Here is a 17,576-nt window from a genome sequence, read left to right on the forward strand (position 1 = left end):
TGACACCCCAGCCGGTTGTCCAGGCGACTCGTCCCGGAGCCCACGCTTCGGCTTCGTCCGGTCCCGCCAGCTTGATCGCCTCCGACCTGAGTGGAGAGGCGAGGGTGAGGAGGGCGACATCCCAGTTGGCTGTCCCGTTCGTGGTCCGGTACCGCCATCCCTCCTGACCGGCAGCGGCCGTCACCGCATCGTCAGTCACGATACTAATGGATGCCGCAATGCTCTTGAAGTCGATGGTCTGTGGCCGACCGTGCTGGCGCTCGACGCGGCGCTGATCTTGCGTCCCTGATTGGCGCTGGATGCTGGCTGCTCGGTTGCGAAGATGTGGTTCGCTGGCGAACTCGCTCGGCTGATGCGACACGGAGGACCTCCACGTTGACGGCCGCGCGACAGGACGCGCGCTTCCGTTTATATGAAGCGCCGCATTCAACCGAACATCATACATATGTATGCGGGATCCAGACGTATGCACTCAGTCTCACCGGGCCAAGATGAGCATTGTTGAGACGAGGAGATAGGCACGATCATGCGCGTGACGGCCGTCACGAGCGATATCGATACGCCACAAGACGCAGGAAAGAGGATCAGGCGTCATCTACTCAACTGAGCTTATAACGACGGTAACCAACCCTCAGAAAGCAGAAGGGTCGGCTGACAATCTCGATAAGCGCCGTAGCCCGGCTGTCGCGCGAGCAAGCTCATGGTTACACCGATTCAAATCGCCGGCCCGATCGGCACTTCGTGCGCGATCGAGCGCGCTAAGCACTCGCTGCAGGTTTGTGCTTCCCCCTGCGGCCGCTAGTGAGCGCGGCGTCGGTTGATAGCCGCGAAGCGCCGACAGGCTCTCGGACTGCCATGGCTGAGCGGCGACGCGCGCTTCGATCGCAGCATCGGCCTGTGCCTGCAGCTTTGCAATCGAGCCGGTACACACATCGGCGGATGCGGATGCGACCCCCAGCATGAGCGTCGCTAAAGAGACGGCGATGATGATCGCGGTGCGGGTCAAGGCAGGGTCCTTCAGACGTAGCGCGGGATGGGGCCGTTGTGCGGCGTCATGCGGTCCGACAGATCGAACAACACCTCGTCGACGTAGCACCACCCCCACCCCTCCGGGGGATCGTAACCTTCGATGATGGGATGCTGTGTCGCGTGAAAATGCCGCGTCGCATGCTTGTGCGGAGAGTCGTCACAACACCCGACGTGACCACAGCTTCGGCAAATCCGCAGATGCACCCACGGACTGCCGATCTTCAGACATTCCTCACAGCCGAGCGCACTCGGCGTGACGTCGCGAATTCCAGAAAGATGTTTGCAGCCCGTCGACATCGGCTTTCCCTTATCTGATCGCAAGAACAACATGGATCGTTGGCAGACGTTCGGATATGCGGTGCGAAGGACGTCCGTGGATCCGTCCTCAGTTCTCCCTGAACTCCGGCATCGGCTTGGTCTTGCCGCGGAACAGCCAGTAGCCGTAGCCGATATACGCCAGAATGATCGGCACAATGATCACGATGGCCCCGGCGACGATAACCTGCGTCCGATGCATTGAGGACGCCTGCCAGATCGTCATCACGCCCGGAATCGCCTCCGGCCACACGCTGGCGCCGAGCCCGGCGAGCGACGTGATGAACAAGAGCAGCGACAATGCCAGCGGCGCCCATTCACGTTCGCTCCAGCGCGTCATTAGAATGCCGATCGCGGCCAGAATCGCGATGATCGGCAGCGGCGCGAGCCACAGAAAATCAGGCCATGCGAACCAGCGCGCGGCGATCTGCGGCTTCACCAGCGACGTCCAAACGCAGATCAGCAAAATCGCGCCACCGGCACAAAGCAGCGTCGGCAGCATCAGTTCGCGGCCGAAGTTCTGCGTCGACCCGCCGGTCTTCCAGACCAGCCAGCACGCCCCCAGCAACCCATAGGCCGCGACCACGCCGAGACCCGTCGCGATCGAGAATAGACCGAGCCAGTCGAACGGCCCGCCAGCAAACGCGCCGTCCGACACCGCGATGCTACGTCCGACAAAGGCGCCGAGAATCGCGCCCTGGCAGAACGCCGCGATGAACGAGCCGGCTGCGAACGTCATCGACCATACAACCTCGAACCGGCCGCGCTGGGAGCGGAATTCGAACGCGATACCGCGGATCACCAGTCCGAACAGCATCAGGCACAGCGGCACATAGAACGCCGGGAGCAGAATCGCGAAGGCGAGCGGAAATCCGGCCAGCAGCACCATGCCGCCGAGAACCAGCCAGGTTTCGTTGCCATCCCAAAACGGCTCCAGCGTGGTCATCATGACATCGCGGTCGGACGCGCGCGGCGCAAACGGAAACAGGATGCCGACGCCGAGATCGACGCCATCCAGCACAACATAGAGCCCGATGACGACCGCCGCGCTGACGGCGAAGAACGCAGCATAATCGAAGTTTGCCAACATGCTCATTTCGCACCTTCTACCGTCTGGGGGATCTGCCCGAGAGCCGCCGCGACCGTCGCGAGGGGAACCGCCGGATGGGTCGGCACGCCGCTCATCGGACCTTGCCAGGCCAGCCGGCCCGCGTACCAAAAGAAGCCGAGCAGCAGGCAGTTATAGAGGATGAAGGCGACGGCCATCGAGCTGGCGACGGCGCCGGTAGCGATCGGCGACACGGCCTCCGCCGTGCGAAAATGTCCGTAGATCACGTAGGGCTGCCGTCCGACTTCGGTGATCACCCAGCCTGCCAGGGTGGCGATGAAACCAAGGGGGATGCAGCCCATGCAGACAATCTGGAACCAGCGCGTGGTGTAGAGGCGCCCGCGCCAGCGCAGGTACAGGCCCGTAAAGGCGACCAGCAGCAGCAGCAAGCCGCAGCCCACCATAACTCGGAAAGCCAAAAACACGGGAAGTACGGGCGGACGCTCCGACGCCGGCACCTCCTTCAGTCCCTTGACCTCACCATTCAGCGAGTGCGTGAGGATCAGACTGCCGAGCAGCGGGATCTCGAGCGCGTAGTCGTTGCGCTCGGCCTTCTCGTCCGGCCACGCGATCAGATTGATCGGAACGCGGCGCGCCGTATCCCAGCGAGCCTCGATCGCGGCGAGTTTCATCGGCTGGTACTTGCGGGTGTTCAAGCCGTGCTGATCGCCGATCACCATCTGCGCGGGTACCAGCACCGCCATCAAGGCGAGGCAGATCGAGAAAGCCTTGCGGGCCGCCGGCTGGTCCGCGGACCGTCCACGCCAGATCCAGAAGGCGGAAACGCCGGTGACGACGAAGCCCCCGGTGATGAAGCTTGCCGTCACCATATGTGCCAGCCGGTAAGGCATCGAGGGATTGAACACGACGCCCCAAAAATCCGTCGCGACGAAGCGGCCGTCAGCCGTGGTGGTAAAGGCGGCCGGAGTCTGCATCCACGAATTCGCCGAGATGATCCAGAACGCCGACATCACAGTGCCGAGCGCGACGATCAGGCAGGCGGTGAAATGCAATTTCTCGCCGACCTTCTCCTCGCCATACAGCATCACGCCGATGAAGCCGGCCTCGAGGAAGAAGGCCGTCAGCACCTCCATCACGAACAGCGGCCCGATCACATCGGCCGTTGCCCGCGCGTAGCCCGACCAGTTCAGCCCGAGCTGATACGAGATGACGACGCCGGTGACCACGCCCATGCCGAAGGCGAGTGCGAACACCTTGGTCCAGAACCGCACGAGGTGGCGATAGACCGGGTTGTGCGTGCGCATCCACAGCGCGCTCAGCACCACGATGAACCAGGCGATTCCAATCGTGAAAGCCGGCCACAGGATGTGATAGCCGATCGTGAACGCGAATTGCAGTCGAGAGAGAAGGAGCTGATCCATCGGGTGAGCCTGTTCAGTTCATTCGGTGGGGAAAGCTGTGGCGGCGATCGTCTCGCCCGGAGACGTCCCGACGATCCCATCACGCGCCACGGCGCGCTCGCCGGCGAGCGGCGGCGCAGCTGCCGTGATCCTGACGGGGATCGATTTGTAGGATGGTGTCAGACACTCCGGATCACGGAATTCCAACGCCACCAGGGGCTGGATCTCGGGATAGTAGGAGGCGCAGCAACCGTCGGGCAGATTGTAGCTCACGAGCGTCAGAGCCTGGACGACCCGATCCGGGCGTGCGTAGTCCAGCGCGGTTGCGACGTCGACGATATCGCCCTCGGCAAAGCCGAGCCGCGCCATCTCACTGGGATTCACGAACAACACGTCGCGCCGCCCGAATACTCCGCGATAGCGGTCATTGAGGCCGTAGATCGTGGTGTTGTATTGATCGTGCGCGCGGAGCGACGTCATCCGCAGCACGTTAGGATCCGAGGTCGTCTCGTCCTCTTCGAGGCCGGCGAAGATGGCGAAATTCGCCTTGCCGGTCGGCGTATTCCAGATCCGCATCGCAGCCGAATTCGGCAACTGGAAACCACCCGGCTTTCGAATTCGGTCGTTGTAGGCCTCGAACTCAGGAAACACCTCTTCAATGGCATCCCGGATCAGGTCGTAGTTGCCCGCCAGCGCGTCCCAATCGACCCGCGTTCTGCCGGCAAGCGTCACTTTGGCGATGCCAGCTATAATCGCCGGCTCGGATCGGACCTGATCGCTGGGCGGAGTGAGAAAGCCGCGCGAGGCGTGAACCATCGACATGGAGTCCTCGACGGTGAGGATTTGTCGCCCCGAGGCTTGAATATCGCAGTCGGTGCGGCCCAGCACCGGAAACAGATAAGTTGTCCTGGCGGCAAGTAGGTGCGTGCGATTGAGCTTGGTGGCCAGATGCACGGCGAGATCGAGTTGACGAAATCCCTTGAAGCACGCCTGCGGCTCCGATGCCGCCATGGCCAGATTGCCCCCGAGGCAAATCACCGCCTTGGCGTGGCCGTCGCGCATCGCTGCGATGCTGTCGACGACCGAGTGGCCGAACGTCCGTGGCGGGTCGAAGCCGAACACGTCGCGCAGCCGGTCGAGGAGTTGCGTCGAAGGCCGCTCGGTGATGCCGACGGTGCGATCGCCCTGGACGTTGGAATGCCCGCGCAACGGGCAGACTCCAGCACCGGGCTTGCCGATGTTGCCCTTGAGCAGCAGCAGATTGGCGATCTGCTGCACATTGGCGGTGCCGGTGGCATGCTGGGTGACGCCCATGCCGTAGCACACAATGGTGGCATTGGAGGCGGCGTAATCGTCCGCTATCCGTTCGAGATCGTCTCGGGTGAGTCCGCTGGCGCGCTCGATCGCGGACCAGCTACAGCCCTCGAGGTCGGTCTCCAGCACGTCGAAGCCTGCAGTATGGCCTGCGATGAAACTGTGGTCGAGCAGCGGCGCCAGATCGGCGGCACGCGCCGCCTTGTCCTTTGCGACCAGTGCCTTGCAGATCCCCTTCAGGGCCGCGGCGTCACCGCCGACCTTGACCTGGAAGTAGCACGAAGCGATCGGCGTCGACGACGTGGTCGCCATCTCGATCGGTGCCTGCGGCGCTTCGAAGCGCTCCAGCGCGCGCTCGCGCAGCGGATTGAGCACGATGATCTTGATGCCACGCCGCGAGGCGTTGCGCAGCGGCGTCATCATCCGAGGATGATTGGTGCCGGGATTGTGGCCGATCGAAATGATCAGTTCGGCCTTGTCGAAATCCTCGAGCGTGACGGTGCCCTTGCCGATGCCGATCGAGCGCGGCAGGCCGACCGAGGTCGGCTCGTGGCACATGTTCGAACAGTCGGGAAAATTGTTCGTCCCGAACTGTCGACCGAACAGCTGGAACAGAAAGGCGGCCTCGTTCGACGCCCGACCGGATGTGTAGAGTTCGAGCTGATTAGGATTGCCGAGCGTACTGAGTTTGCGGGCGATATCGTCGAACGCGACCTGCCAGTCGACGGCTTCGTATTTGTCCGTCTCCACGTTGTAGCGCAGCGGATGGGTCAGGCGGCCCTGATCCTCGAGCCAATAATCGGAGCGTTCCCACAGCGACGCCAATGTATGTTGCGCGAAGAACTCCGGGCCAACGCGTTTCGGTGTGGATTCCCATGTCACGGCCTTGGCGCCGTTCTCGCAGAATTCGAACGCGGACGTGTGCTTCGGATCCGGCCAGGCGCAGCCGGGACAATCGAACCCGTCGGGCTGGTTCTGCTTCAGCAGGGTCGGCACGCCGTCGAGAAGGAGCTGCTGCTCCTTGAGAGCGGCAGCCAATGCCTTCAACGCGCCCCAGCCGCCCGCCGGTTCCTCGTAGTCTCGAATTCCATCCGGACGCTGCTTTGTCACGGTCCTGCCTTTGCAAAGTTCCGGCGGGACGAGACATCCCGCTCGACTCTTCACATGGAGAACTCGTGGCGGACGCCTTTTCATTTCGCATTGGTGTCTGCGAAGCGCTGCGGTGGGCATGGGGAATAATGATAATAGGAAACCGACCAGCGATGGCCGTGCCTCGGACAGACTGAAAGCTGCCACGCGAGAGGCGCAACACTTTCGCTCGGCGCGACGGGCGAAGCGTCGATGTGAAATTGATTAGCCAGATGACGCGTCGCCAAGCGATGGCGACGCATCATTGATTTTGCAGATGCGGAAGAGGCCTAGCGGGGCAGCAGATTCTGCCGGGCCAGGTCGATCACTTCGTCGCCGCGTCCGCTCATCACCGCTCGGACCAGCCACAGGCTGAAGCCCTTGACCTGTTCGGCGCCGATGGTCGGCGGCATCGACAGCTCCTGTTTGGCAGTGACAACGTCGAGAATGGCCGGACCATCGTGAGCGAGCACCTCGGCCACCGCAGCCGGAAGATCACCCGGATCCTCGACACGCACGCCGTGAATCCCCACTGCCCGCGCCATTGCGGCGAAGTCCGGATTCTGCAGGTCGGTGCCGAGCTCCACGAAGCCGGCGGCCTTCATTTCGAGCGCCACGAAACCGAGAACGCCATTGTTGAAGATGACAATCTTCACCGGCAGCTTCATCTGCGTCAGCGTGATCAGATCCCCCATCAGCATGGTGAAGCCGCCGTCGCCGGACAGCGAGATCACCTGCCGGCCCGGCTGCGCAGCCTGAACGCCGATCGCCTGCGGCAGCGCGTTGGCCATCGAGCCGTGCGCAAGCGATCCGACCAGACGACGACGGCCGTTCATCTTGAGATAGCGCGCCGCCCAGATCGTCGGCGTTCCGACGTCGAACGTGAACACCGCATCGTCGGCGGCGCTGTCGCTCAGCAGCTTGGCGAGATATTGCGGGTGGATCGGCTTGTGGCCGGGCGTGCCCTTGGCTAGCTCGTCCAGTCCCTCCCGGGACGCCACGTAGTGCGCCACGCTGTGATCGAGGTGGCTGCGGTCGGTCTTGACCGTCAGTTTTGGCCGCAATGCCGCAATGGTTTCCCGGACGCCGCCGACAACGCCGAGGTCCAGTTTGCAACGGCGGCCGAGATGTTCGGCGCGCAGGTCGACCTGAGCGATCTTGGCGTCGCTCGGCAGAAACTGTTTGTAGGGAAAATCGGTCCCCAGCATCAGCAGCACGTCACAAGCGTGCATCGCCTGATAGCCCGACGCGAAGCCGATGAACCCGGTCATGCCGACGTCGTAGGGATTGTCGTATTCGACATATTCCTTGCCGCCGAGCGCATGAACGATCGGACTCTTGAGCGCCTCCGCCAGCGCCATCAGCTCGTCGTGCGCACCCGCACAGCCGCGACCGCAGAACAGCGTTACCTTGCCGGCCCCGTTCAGCAGCGTGGCCAGCGCCTCGACCTCCCGATCATTGGGCATCACGACAGGCGCCGGCGGAAGCAGACCGGACGCCGGCGATACGCCGCGCTGCGATGCTTCGCGTAACGCCACATCGCCCGGGATCACCACCACGGCGACGCCACGACGACCGATCGCGGCCCGGATCGCATTTTCGATCACATAGTCGAACTGCTGAGGGTCGGAGACCAGCTCGCAATACACGCTGCATTCGCGGAACAGATTCTGCGGATGGGTCTCCTGAAAGTAACCTCCGCCGATCTCGGTCGAGGGAATCTGCGCGGCGATTGCCAGCACGGGTGTCCGGGTTCGCTGTGCATCATAGAGACCGTTGATCAAATGCAAATTGCCCGGGCCGCAGGAGCCGGCACAGACAGCGAGCTGACCGGTGATCTGGGACTCGCCGGCGGCCGCGAAGGCGGCGACTTCTTCGTGCCGGACGTGCACCCACTGAATGCCGCCGTGCTCGCGCAGCGCTTCCGTGAGTCCGTTGAGGCTGTCCCCGACGACACCGAAGATTCGGCGGACACCGGCCTGATGGAGAGTTTCGACAATTCGATCCGCAACCTTGGGCATGCGCCCCACTCCCTGAATGACTGTGACGTGTCGGCCGTTCGCACGCGACCAATAGGCTTGCAGCCAATCGCATGCCGCAACCGACGAAGGCTCCGAACAGGTGGACAGGCACGCCGCATATTCCAAGTCTCTTTGGCGTGATCCGGCGTTGCGTCAGGCCCATGCACCCCTCGTTCGAGACCGGGGGCGGCCTATTTCGGAGTGCAATCGGAAAAGCGAGCCCTGCACGCCCTCTCACATGAGCGGCACGCCGCGCGCACGGCCCTCTGGTGGCGCGAGCATGCGGCCTCACCCATGCAGCGGAGACACCAATGCCGACATCAGCCAACCTTCAACCGATTCGCGGCGCCTATGGCGCCACCGATCCCGGGCCGCGCAACATCGAGCTCGATCTGCAGAACCCCGACATCCTGATCCCGCCTCCGACCGACAACGGCTCGATCCCCAACCTGAAATTCTCCTTCGGTATGGCGCACAACCGGCTGGAGGCCGGCGGCTGGGCGCGCGAAGTCACTGTGCGAGAATTGCCCGCCGCCAAGGGCATGGCCGGCGTCGATATGCGACTCGGGCCCGGCGTCGTCCGCGAGTTGCACTGGCACAAGGAAGCCGAGTGGGGCTACGTGCTCGAGGGGAGCTGCCGTGTCACCGCCGTCGATCCCGACCGCGGCGTGTTCGTCGACGATCTGCGGGCCGGCGACATCTGGTTGTTTCCGTCCGGCATCCCGCATTCGATCCAGGCGCATGCCGAAGGCTGCGAATTTCTGCTGGTGTTCGACGACGGCAACTTCTCCGAAAACGAGACATTGTTGATCACCGAGCTGATGGCTCATATGCCGATCGAAGTCGTCGCCAAGAACTTCGGCATTCCGCCGGCGCATTTCGCCAATCTGCCGCCGAAGGAAAAGTACATCTTCCCGCTTCCGGTGCCGCCGCCGCTCGAGGAAGTTCTGGCAAAATTGCCGAAATCGCGCCCGGCGATGCCGTTCACGATCCACGCCGGAGACTACAAGCCGACGCCGTGGCACGGCGGAAGGACCACGGTGATCGACGTCCGCAATTTCCCGGTCACCAACATGGCGGCGCTGATTATCGATCTCGAGCCGGGCGCGCTGCGCGAGATCCACTGGCACCCCGACGCCGACGAATGGCAGTACTATATCCAGGGCGAGGCCCGGATGACCGTTTTCGACGCCACCTCCAAGGCACGGACCTTCAACTATCGAGCCGGAGACGTCGGCTACGTGCCGAAGACGCTCGCGCACTACATCGAGAATATCGGCACGACGCCGGTGCGAGTGCTGAACGTCTTCAACAAGCCGCTGTTCAAGGATGTCCCCCTCAATCAGTGGCTGGCGCTGACGCCGCCCGATCTGGTGCGCGGTCATCTTGAGCTCGACGACGTCGCAATGGCGGCGCTCGATCCGAACCCACGCTCCGTGACGCGCTGACCCGCTCGGATCGTTCGGAAGGCTTGCGTGCAAACGTCTGCACGCAAGCCTTCCTTCGAACTATTCACGCAATGCTGCATGGGAGCGGAAGAACATGCGGGCGGAGTCAGGCCGACAAATTGGGGCGAGAACCGGAATCGAATTAGCGACGCGATCCATTCTGCATGCGGCCGTCGGCCCGCTGCTCACGTCGGCAGCAGGGTTTCTCGACGCAATCGGATACACTCATCTGACCGGCCTCTACGTCTCGTTCATGAGCGGCAACAGCACACGCCTCGGCGTCGCCATCGCCCAGGGCGATCGGCCGACATTGCTGCCGTGTGCCCTGGTGATCGCAAGCTTCGTTGCGGGAGCGTTCGTCGGATCATTGATCAGCGGCACGCCCCGGAGGTTCAGATTGCCGGCAATCCTGACGACGGAGATTCTCCTGCTCCTGACGGCAATGGCGCTGAGCAGCCGGGTGGAGGGCTATGCCGCGCTGCTCCCCGTCTGCATCGCGATGGGCATCCAGAACGCCGGGCATGAGACCATCGTGGGCGTCGAACTCGGCAAGAGTTTCATTACCGGCTTTTTGTTCAACCTCGGCAAAACGCTGGCTCAATTAGCTTTGTGCCGGAACGGCGCCGCACAAGCGCTGGCCTATGGCATGTCGTGGGGCGCCTTCCTCGCTGGAGTCATTCTCGGCAGCATCGCATTGGCGCATCTCGGACTGACCATCGCAATAGCTGCAGCCTGCCTGTTGCTGGGCATCCTGATGATCATGGCCATATGCGACGAGCTCAGCGCGCCCGCTGGCGCAGAAGATCCGTAGCGGCAGCCGATACGCGAGTAACAAACCCGCGGCAGTTCTCCGTCCGTGCGCAGACATCATTCGGCGGCCCACGATGTATCAGGAGACAAACGCCGCCGCCCCTCTCGTCCTCATCGACGTAAGGCTTCGAACACGCGACTGGCTCACAACGGTCACCGCCGTCTTGTTCAAACCGATGATATTTGGCTTTTTGTATCCAGACGATATCGACCCGACCTGAAGACATGTCGCTTCGACGAAGCCGGGCCGGCGCCGCCCCGACACGCAAGTCTGCGTTGCAGCGGCCCTAACACCTAGATTTAATGTTCAGACATACAAGGCCTCGCTACCTTCATTACCAGAGTTCAGCACCGGTAGTGGAGACTCGCATGACCCCGTCATTTCCTTCCTCGGCGTCGATATCGGCACACACCAATCCCGCCCCCTTCGATGAGCAGGATTACATGCGAGCGATAGGACGCTATCCAGTGCTCGAAGAGAGCGAAGAAGCCCGGCTGTGGCAACGATGGCTGACCTGTCGCGATAAAGCGGCGGCCGACGTGCTGATCACCAGTCATCTTCGGCTCGCGGCAAAGCTTGCTCGTAACTACCGACGCTACGGCTTCCCGATAGGCGACCTGATCGCCGAAGCGAACCTCGGCCTGATGATGGCCCTGGACAAATTCGACCCGAACCGCGGCGCTCGCTTCGCCACCTGTGCGGTGTGGTGGATCAGATCGGCGATCTACGATCACATCATGAAGTCGTGGTCACTGGTCCGTATCGGGCGAACGCCTGCACAGAAGAAGCTGTTTTTCCGTCTCCGCGGTGAGATCCGTCGTCTCAGACCCGACCACCATGGCGCGGTGACGAAGGAGCTGGCCGAGCAGATCTCCACCACGCTCGACGTCCCGCTACGCGACGTCATCGAAATGGATCAGCGCCTCTCCGGCGACCTGTCGTTGAATGCGCCTCTGTCCGACCTGGACGAAGGCGGCGAGTGGCAGGATCTGATCGCCGACGACACGCCGAGCGCCGAAGCCATCCTGGAAGGCCACGACGAGCTGGACCGTCAGCGCGGCGCGCTGCGGGAGGCGCTGGTCCAACTCGATGCCCGGGAGCGCTACATCTTCTCGGCACGGCATCTGGGCGAACGCCCGGCGAGCTTCGAGGCGATCGGACAGTCGCTCTCGATTTCGGCCGAACGTGTCCGGCAGATCGAGGCCCGCGCGTTCGCCAAAGTGGCAAGCGCAGCTCGCCGGACCTGCAGCACGGCTCAACTCGCCGCGCGAGGCACCCACAACCGGCGCCTGGCGGGTCACTCCATGCGGCCGACCTGGGCCAGCATGGAGCCCGTCGCGCATGCATCCTGATGCGGCGCTGTCCGGACGTCTCCTTTCCGCGCATCCCCGAGATCAGCCAGTTGAAGCGCGACACGCGGGCCTGCGGCTTCGCCGGCTATTGGAGGCCTGACAGGACGTGCAGATGAACAGGACCGAATTCTACGGCACGCGGCTGGATGAGCATTGGCGCGGGCAGTGTTCGGTCACCTCGCTTCTGGCCAAGGGGCGTGCCGAGAGCGAGATCACGATAGCCCGCCTGACGGGCGGGCCGGGCTTTGGGCTGGTTGCGCCGGTGCCTCCCGAAGAGGGCTACGCTCTCACGATCGAACTGATCGACTACCAGCAAGGAGAACTCTGGCTCGGCGGCCGCAGCACCCGGCAAACCGACCTTCTCCGCAACCACAGCGTATTCTTCGATCTCCGCAACGGCGTCGAAGCCAAGTTGGACGATCCGTTCGATTTCCTGCACTTTCATATTCCGCGGCGCTACTTCGCAGATCTGGCCGCAGCCAGCGGCGTCCCAGCGATCGATGAGCTGCGCATCAAGAGCGGTCAGGGCCTCTTCGATCCGACCATGCTGCATCTCGGCATGGCTGCACTTCCGGCTCTCGAACGCCCCACGGAAGCCAACCAGCTCTTTCTCGACCACACCATGATGGCGCTGTGCGCCCATATCGCCGGCACTTACGGACTGGCGATCGAGCCACGCGTGCTGGCCAGAGGATTGGCAGGGTGGCGACTTCGGCGAGCGAAGGACCTGATCGCGAGCCGGCTGACCGGCGACATCTCGATCGCCGAGATTGCGGCTGAATGCGGCCTGACGCCGAGCTACTTCGCTCGTCAGTTCGCCGAAGCCACTGGGACGACACCCCATCGCTGGCTTCTCAAGATGCGCGTTCAAAAGGCCAAGCAGCTGATGGCCGAGAGCCGTCTCTCGCTTGCCGAAGTCGCGATCGCATGCGGGTTCGCGGATCAGAGCCATTTCACTCGTGTGTTCTCCCGCGAAACCGGCGCGACGCCGAAGGCCTGGCGCGACCATCTGCGGTGAGGCCCAAGGGACGCGACTCCGAAGCGCGTCCAACGATTGGCATTTTGTTCAAGACCATCAGGACGGGGCGGATAATCTTCGCACCGAGGAAGGCTGCCGGCGAGCCGGAGGCCTCTTCGAAACGAAGGAGCCCTGGATGCGCGAACCGCCCGTTTCCCACCACTCATCCAGCGACCTTCAACCATGCTGGTCCGGTGAGACAGCCGGTCACCATGCCATGGGCGCGGGAGGCGGCGGGCGTCGTCGTTCGGTCGACCCGGACAAGCCCGATGTGCAAGCCAATAACGACCACAGCGCCGCCATCGGGCGTTACGCCGCAACGATGTCGCGCGAGCTGCATCATCCGCTGACCAGCCTCGTGTTCGACGCGGAGGCGGCCCTGCGTTGGCTCGACCGTCCGCAAGCCGACCTGCGCGAAGCGGTACAGGGCCTGGAGCGGATCCGCGACTCGGCCTTGCGCGCGGTGGCCCTCGTACGCTCGCTTCATGCGCTTGCCCTGCATGCCGCGCCGTCCGTCGCGCCAGTCCTGATCGAGGATCTGCTGGACGTGGTGTTGAGAATCACCGCCAAGGACTTGCAGCGACATCGCATCGCCGTCGATACGCACAGACCTGCTGCTGCAAAATGCGTGCGTGCAGATCCCATACAGATCCAGCAGGTTCTGTTGAATCTCATCGACAACGCCATCAACGCGATGGCTGAGACGCCTCACGCAGACCGGCGCCTCACGATCAAGATCTTCCATCGTGGCAACGCGGTCCATTGCAGCATCGCCGACAGCGGACCGGGAATGAAAGCGGAGGTTCTCGACCACGCCTTCGACCCGTTCTTTTCGACCAGTCCCGATCGGAAGGGTCTTGGTCTGACCATCGCGCGCGCGATCATCTCAGCGCATGGCGGAGACATGACAGCAAGCTCCCAGACTGGAGCCGGAAGTACGTTCTCGTTTCATCTCGAAGTGGCGCGCTGAGCCCGCTTCGCTCTGCACTAGCGTGTTCTGTTTGAACAAGACGGAACACCTCCCAGTGCACGATGACTCCGCCATCGAGCATTGCTACGCGGCCGGCCGCCGCGTAGCAATGCTGCTGATCCAGACAAATCAACGGCAGGCGGATCAGTCGCGACCCAACTCAGCCGGTCAGCGTAGATTCGGACCCGCGGCCGACCGTCAGGCGCGTCTCTGAAGACATCCTCATGCCGACGTAATCACGTTTCAGGCGCCATGCGAATTATGGCCGAGGCGGCTCGCTTCGTAGAGAAACCAGACGCGGCGCTCGGCATCGTCGATCCAGTTCTCGATCAGGCTCGCCGTCGCGACGTCGCCGTATTCGTCGCACAGCTCGTGCAGCGGCGCAGCTCAGACGTGAGTTGCTGGTTGTCACTGCGGAGCTCGGCCAGCATATCCTGCGGATCGACGTAGTCGGCGTCGTTGTCGAGAACGCGCTGGAGCCGCGCGACATGCCCGATCGAACGCAGCGCGGTGCCGCCGATCTTGCGGGCGCGCTCGGCCAGCGGGTCGGTCATGGCGAAGATCTGGTCCGACTGCTCATCGAGCATCAGGTGATAGTCGCGAAAGTGAGGTCCGGACATGTGCCAATGGAAGTTCTTCGTCTTTAGATAGATCGCAAAGACATCGGCGAGCACCGCACGCAGCGCGGCAGCAATGTCGCGCGTCGCTTCGGATGGCAGATCGGTCGGGCTTTCCAGATTTGGGCGAACAAGTGGCAGCTGCATGATGAGAGTCCTTCATGGGTGGAGGTCGCGACCGCATCGGCGCTGGCACTGATCTGGTGTCGTCAGCGCCGGCGATGTTCCGGATCAGCACGACGATTGCGCAACAGCACTTCCACAATGTCGCGCGACGGCGACCACCCCTGGCGCAGCGATCGGAAGACACAGCCGCGCTGCCGCGCCATGCGGACGCGATCGTGTAATGAGGACAGAATCTCGACGGATAGACCCGAGAATTAGCGCTGCGAGCCCTGAGGTTCGCTACGTCCGTTCGGCTCGGCTGGTGCGGCGCGGGCGCCGAGCAGGTCGGCCATGCGGACCAGCTCGGCCAGCGACTTCGCCTGCATCTTCCGCATCATATTGCCGCGATGGATCTTAACGGTGATCTCGCTGAGCGACAGTTGCCAGGCGACTTGCTTGTTCATCAGCCCGGCCGTGACCAACCCCATCACCTCGCGCTCGCGCGGGGTCAGCGAGTCGTAGCGGGTACGGACGCTGTTCTCGCGATCGGCCTCGCTGCGCCTCTGCTCCGCCCGGGACACAGCTTCTCCGACTGCTGCAAGCAACACCTCGTCGTCGAAGGGCTTGGGCAGGAAGTTGACGGCGCCGGCTTTCATCGCCCGAACCGTCATCGGGATATCGCCGTGCCCCGAGATCAGGATGATCGGGATCGGCGCATCATTGGCGGCGAGCTCCTGCTGGAATTCCAACCCATCCGCTTCGCCGAGACGGATATCCAGGATGAGACAGGACGCGGTGTAGCCGGCATCGGACGCGAGAAATTCCGACGGCCCGGCAAAGACGTTCACCCGGTACCCCGCAGAACGCAGCAGGCTGCTGAGCGAGTTGCGGACATCCGCATCGTCGTCGACGACGCAGATCAGTGGCTCGGTCGCGGTCGGCGATTGCTTCATGATTGGGGCCCCGGCCGATTTGGCTCACGATTGTCCGCAGGAGCGTCACGCAGGACCGTTTCGACGTCCTGCAGCAGGATCTCCGGATCGACCGGCTTTTCGACGAACGCAGCAGCGCCAAGATGCCGCGCTTCGGCCCGGGCTTCCGGCGTCGAATACGCGGTCATCACGATGACCGGGACATCGACGCCGCGGCGCAGCAATTCGCGATGCAAACCGAGTCCGTCCATGCCGGGCATGTGCAGGTCCGTGATCAGGCAGGCGGCCTCCGCGATCGTGGCCGACGACAGGAACGTCTCGGCCGATCCGAAACCGACGACGCGCAGACCGACCGATCGAAAGAAGCTTGAGATGCTCTCCCGAACGTCGTCGTCGTCGTCCACGATGCAGATGGTGAATGCCTGCGCCAAACCTGTCTCCTGCGCATCCGCGAGCCCGGCCCGTGCATGGGTATGACGGCTTCGGCCGACGTAACCCATCATATCAAGATATGAGGCTGCGATCGCGGCGCCCCTCGCCGGGGTTGTGGCGCGGCAAAGTGAATGCCACGGTAGCGCCAGGACCGTCATTGTTCGCCGCCGAAATCCGTCCGCCGTGACCTTCGATGATGGTGCGGCAGATCGACAATCCGAGCCCCATGCCTTCGGATTTGGTCGAGAAGAACGGCTCGAAGATCCTGGCCGGCTCGCCGACGATGCCGGCGCCGGTGTCGCACACAGCGACCGTCACGCTGGCCGCGTCGCTGTCGTCGATGAGAATGCGAATATCGCGGTCCCCATCGATGCCGCGCATCGCCTGAATGCCGTTCATCAGCAGGTTGACGACGACCTGCTGCACCTGAACGCGGTCGCAATCGATCACCGCGATCGGTTTATCCTGTTCGATCCATGCTGTGGCCTTCGCGCTCTGCATCTCCCGTTTCAGCAGGTTGATCGAATCGCGGACCAGCACCACGAGGTCGACCGTATCGATCCGCGCCGTCGTCTTGCGCGACAGAACGCGGACCCGGCTCACGACGTCGGCGGCGCGGTTAGCGTTCGACACGATTTTGTCGAGGCACTCGGCGGCCTCAGCCAAATCTGGTGCCGGCCGCGACAGCCAGCGTTTGCCCGATTTGCCGTAGTTGACGATCGCCGTGAGGGGCTGGTTGACCTCGTGGGCGATCGACGCCGCGAGTTGGCCGAGCACGGAGACACGCCCCGCGTGGGCCAGTTCGGCGGAGGTCCGCTCGATCTTGGCCCGCGCTTCGTTGCGCTCGGTCACGTCGAACGCCATCAGCAGAACGCGCGACCACTCGGTCCCATCCGGAAGGACAGACAATCGCAGCACCGCGTCGACCGTCCGGCCACGCCGCGTCAGCAGCCGGGCCTCGGCTTCGAGCAAGGTGGCGCCGTCGGCGAGCCCCGTGAACATGGCCTCGAGCGCCTGCCGGGTTTCCGGGATCGTGCAGGCCAGTAGCTCCGCAGCAGTCAAATCGCCCTGCTGATCGGCATCGAACATCTCCAGAGCCGCCGGATTCGCATTCGAGATTGTGATCCGCTCGACTGCGGCGGGTAGCAAGCTCGGGTCGGCGCGCAGCGATGCCGCAAAGTCGTCGCTGGACGCGGCAAACAGAACGAACCTCAATGCGCTACCGAGATCGCATTCCAGAGCTGCAAAGCCGGCCGAGTTGAAGATGGTGCTGTAGCGACGCTCCGACTTGCGCTGCTCGGCCTGGGCGCGGCGGCTCTCGGTGAGGTCGGCGCTGGCCTCGATCGTACCGATCGGCCGGCCCTCCGCATCGCGCCGCTGCAGCCAGCGGCTGGCGAGGATCAATCGCGTGCCGTCGCGCCGCGTGCGGACGACCTCGCCGGCCCACGTGCCGGTCTCGCGCAGCGCCCGATCGATGTCCTCGGCCGGCACGGTTTCCTGAAGGAGCTCGCCGCACGGCCGTCCGAGCGCCTCGTCGCGCGTCCAACCATACAGCCGCTCGGCACCCTCGTTCCAGTAACGCACGATGCCGTCGGGGTCGCGGATGATCACCGTA

General features: G+C 63.4%; 15 protein-coding genes and 2 pseudogenes. 6 read left to right on the forward strand and 11 right to left on the reverse strand.

From position 1 onward, the window contains the following. The 7 genes and pseudogenes from ACOJTD_RS04050 to poxB all read right to left on the reverse strand — a co-directional run. Positions 1-361: pseudogene (locus ACOJTD_RS04050) on the reverse strand (hypothetical protein); the annotation flags it as partial. A gap of 270 nt (positions 362-631) precedes the next feature. Then, a complete protein-coding gene (locus ACOJTD_RS04055) occupies positions 632-1,006 on the reverse strand; it encodes a hypothetical protein (RefSeq protein ID WP_420131649.1) in 375 nt (124 codons plus the stop codon). 11 nt (positions 1,007-1,017) lie between these two features. After that, on the reverse strand, positions 1,018-1,326 hold the full coding sequence (locus ACOJTD_RS04060) for a UBP-type zinc finger domain-containing protein (protein WP_420131650.1): 309 nt from the start codon (positions 1,324-1,326) through the stop codon (positions 1,018-1,020). A gap of 88 nt (positions 1,327-1,414) precedes the next feature. Beyond that, positions 1,415-2,440, reverse strand: coding sequence for a cytochrome d ubiquinol oxidase subunit II (locus ACOJTD_RS04065; protein ID WP_420131651.1), 1,026 nt, complete (start codon positions 2,438-2,440; stop codon positions 1,415-1,417). After that, the gene (locus tag ACOJTD_RS04070; RefSeq protein ID WP_420131652.1) at positions 2,437-3,834 is read right to left on the reverse strand and encodes a cytochrome ubiquinol oxidase subunit I; all 1,398 of its coding nucleotides are present in this window, start codon (positions 3,832-3,834) and stop codon (positions 2,437-2,439) included. Before ACOJTD_RS04070 ends, ACOJTD_RS04065 begins: the two co-directional genes overlap by 4 nt. A gap of 18 nt (positions 3,835-3,852) precedes the next feature. Next, positions 3,853-6,237 (reverse strand): FdhF/YdeP family oxidoreductase, encoded by a 2,385-nt coding sequence (locus ACOJTD_RS04075; protein ID WP_420131653.1) that lies wholly within the window; start codon positions 6,235-6,237, stop codon positions 3,853-3,855. Positions 6,238-6,545: 308 nt separating this feature from the next. Further along, a complete protein-coding gene (gene poxB, locus ACOJTD_RS04080; RefSeq protein WP_420131654.1) occupies positions 6,546-8,276 on the reverse strand; it encodes a ubiquinone-dependent pyruvate dehydrogenase in 1,731 nt (576 codons plus the stop codon). A 311-nt stretch (positions 8,277-8,587) separates the two neighbouring features. On the opposite strand from poxB, the gene ACOJTD_RS04085 reads away from it, so the two are divergent. The 5 genes from ACOJTD_RS04085 (at position 8,588) to ACOJTD_RS04105 (ending at position 13,875) form a co-directional block, all read left to right on the forward strand. Next, complete coding sequence (locus tag ACOJTD_RS04085) at positions 8,588-9,724, forward strand: oxalate decarboxylase family bicupin (RefSeq protein WP_420131655.1); 1,137 nt, start codon at positions 8,588-8,590, stop codon at positions 9,722-9,724. Positions 9,725-9,818: 94 nt separating this feature from the next. Further along, positions 9,819-10,535, forward strand: coding sequence for a YoaK family protein (locus ACOJTD_RS04090; protein ID WP_420131656.1), 717 nt, complete (start codon positions 9,819-9,821; stop codon positions 10,533-10,535). A 368-nt stretch (positions 10,536-10,903) separates the two neighbouring features. Further along, the gene (locus ACOJTD_RS04095; RefSeq protein WP_420131657.1) at positions 10,904-11,887 is read left to right on the forward strand and encodes an RNA polymerase factor sigma-32; all 984 of its coding nucleotides are present in this window, start codon (positions 10,904-10,906) and stop codon (positions 11,885-11,887) included. Positions 11,888-11,999: 112 nt separating this feature from the next. Further along, the gene (locus ACOJTD_RS04100; RefSeq protein WP_420131658.1) at positions 12,000-12,905 is read left to right on the forward strand and encodes a helix-turn-helix domain-containing protein; all 906 of its coding nucleotides are present in this window, start codon (positions 12,000-12,002) and stop codon (positions 12,903-12,905) included. A gap of 136 nt (positions 12,906-13,041) precedes the next feature. Beyond that, positions 13,042-13,875 carry a sensor histidine kinase gene (locus tag ACOJTD_RS04105; protein ID WP_420131659.1) on the forward strand — a complete coding sequence of 278 codons (834 nt, stop codon included), beginning with the start codon at positions 13,042-13,044 and terminating at the stop codon, positions 13,873-13,875. Between the two features lie 243 nt (positions 13,876-14,118). Here the strand turns inward: ACOJTD_RS04105 and ACOJTD_RS04110 are convergent. Next, positions 14,119-14,639 (reverse strand): annotated as a pseudogene (locus ACOJTD_RS04110) (Dps family protein). Between the two features lie 14 nt (positions 14,640-14,653). On the opposite strand from ACOJTD_RS04110, the gene ACOJTD_RS04115 reads away from it, so the two are divergent. Beyond that, complete coding sequence (locus ACOJTD_RS04115) at positions 14,654-14,839, forward strand: hypothetical protein (protein WP_420131660.1); 186 nt, start codon at positions 14,654-14,656, stop codon at positions 14,837-14,839. 33 nt (positions 14,840-14,872) lie between these two features. Here the strand turns inward: ACOJTD_RS04115 and ACOJTD_RS04120 are convergent, their stop codons facing one another. From ACOJTD_RS04120 to ACOJTD_RS04130, 3 genes are all read right to left on the reverse strand, one after another. Beyond that, positions 14,873-15,550, reverse strand: coding sequence for a response regulator transcription factor (locus ACOJTD_RS04120; RefSeq protein WP_420131661.1), 678 nt, complete (start codon positions 15,548-15,550; stop codon positions 14,873-14,875). Then, positions 15,547-16,029, reverse strand: a complete 483-nt coding sequence (locus tag ACOJTD_RS04125) for a response regulator transcription factor (RefSeq protein ID WP_420131662.1) — start codon at positions 16,027-16,029, stop codon at positions 15,547-15,549. Before ACOJTD_RS04125 ends, ACOJTD_RS04120 begins: the two co-directional genes overlap by 4 nt. 4 nt (positions 16,030-16,033) lie before the next feature. Further along, on the reverse strand, positions 16,034-17,576 hold a 1,543-nt coding region (locus tag ACOJTD_RS04130; RefSeq protein WP_420131663.1), incomplete at its 5' end, for a PAS domain-containing sensor histidine kinase.

Source organism: Rhodopseudomonas sp., assembly GCF_048594845.1.
In the GTDB taxonomy this organism is placed as follows: domain Bacteria; phylum Pseudomonadota; class Alphaproteobacteria; order Rhizobiales; family Xanthobacteraceae; genus Rhodopseudomonas.

Excerpts from the sequence above, each read along its gene's own strand:
- ACOJTD_RS04060 (WP_420131650.1), bottom strand. The coding sequence starts at position 1,326 with ATGTCGACGGGCTGCAAACATCTTTCTGGAATTCGCGACGTCACGCCG.
- ACOJTD_RS04065 (WP_420131651.1), bottom strand. The coding sequence starts at position 2,440 with ATGAGCATGTTGGCAAACTTCGATTATGCTGCGTTCTTCGCCGTCAGC.
- ACOJTD_RS04070 (WP_420131652.1), bottom strand. The coding sequence starts at position 3,834 with ATGGATCAGCTCCTTCTCTCTCGACTGCAATTCGCGTTCACGATCGGC.
- poxB (WP_420131654.1), bottom strand. The coding sequence starts at position 8,276 with ATGCCCAAGGTTGCGGATCGAATTGTCGAAACTCTCCATCAGGCCGGT.
- ACOJTD_RS04085 (WP_420131655.1), top strand. The coding sequence starts at position 8,588 with ATGCCGACATCAGCCAACCTTCAACCGATTCGCGGCGCCTATGGCGCC.
- ACOJTD_RS04090 (WP_420131656.1), top strand. The coding sequence starts at position 9,819 with ATGCGGGCGGAGTCAGGCCGACAAATTGGGGCGAGAACCGGAATCGAA.
- ACOJTD_RS04095 (WP_420131657.1), top strand. The coding sequence starts at position 10,904 with ATGACCCCGTCATTTCCTTCCTCGGCGTCGATATCGGCACACACCAAT.
- ACOJTD_RS04100 (WP_420131658.1), top strand. The coding sequence starts at position 12,000 with ATGAACAGGACCGAATTCTACGGCACGCGGCTGGATGAGCATTGGCGC.
- ACOJTD_RS04105 (WP_420131659.1), top strand. The coding sequence starts at position 13,042 with ATGCGCGAACCGCCCGTTTCCCACCACTCATCCAGCGACCTTCAACCA.
- ACOJTD_RS04115 (WP_420131660.1), top strand. The coding sequence starts at position 14,654 with ATGGGTGGAGGTCGCGACCGCATCGGCGCTGGCACTGATCTGGTGTCG.
- ACOJTD_RS04120 (WP_420131661.1), bottom strand. The coding sequence starts at position 15,550 with ATGAAGCAATCGCCGACCGCGACCGAGCCACTGATCTGCGTCGTCGAC.
- ACOJTD_RS04125 (WP_420131662.1), bottom strand. The coding sequence starts at position 16,029 with ATGGGTTACGTCGGCCGAAGCCGTCATACCCATGCACGGGCCGGGCTC.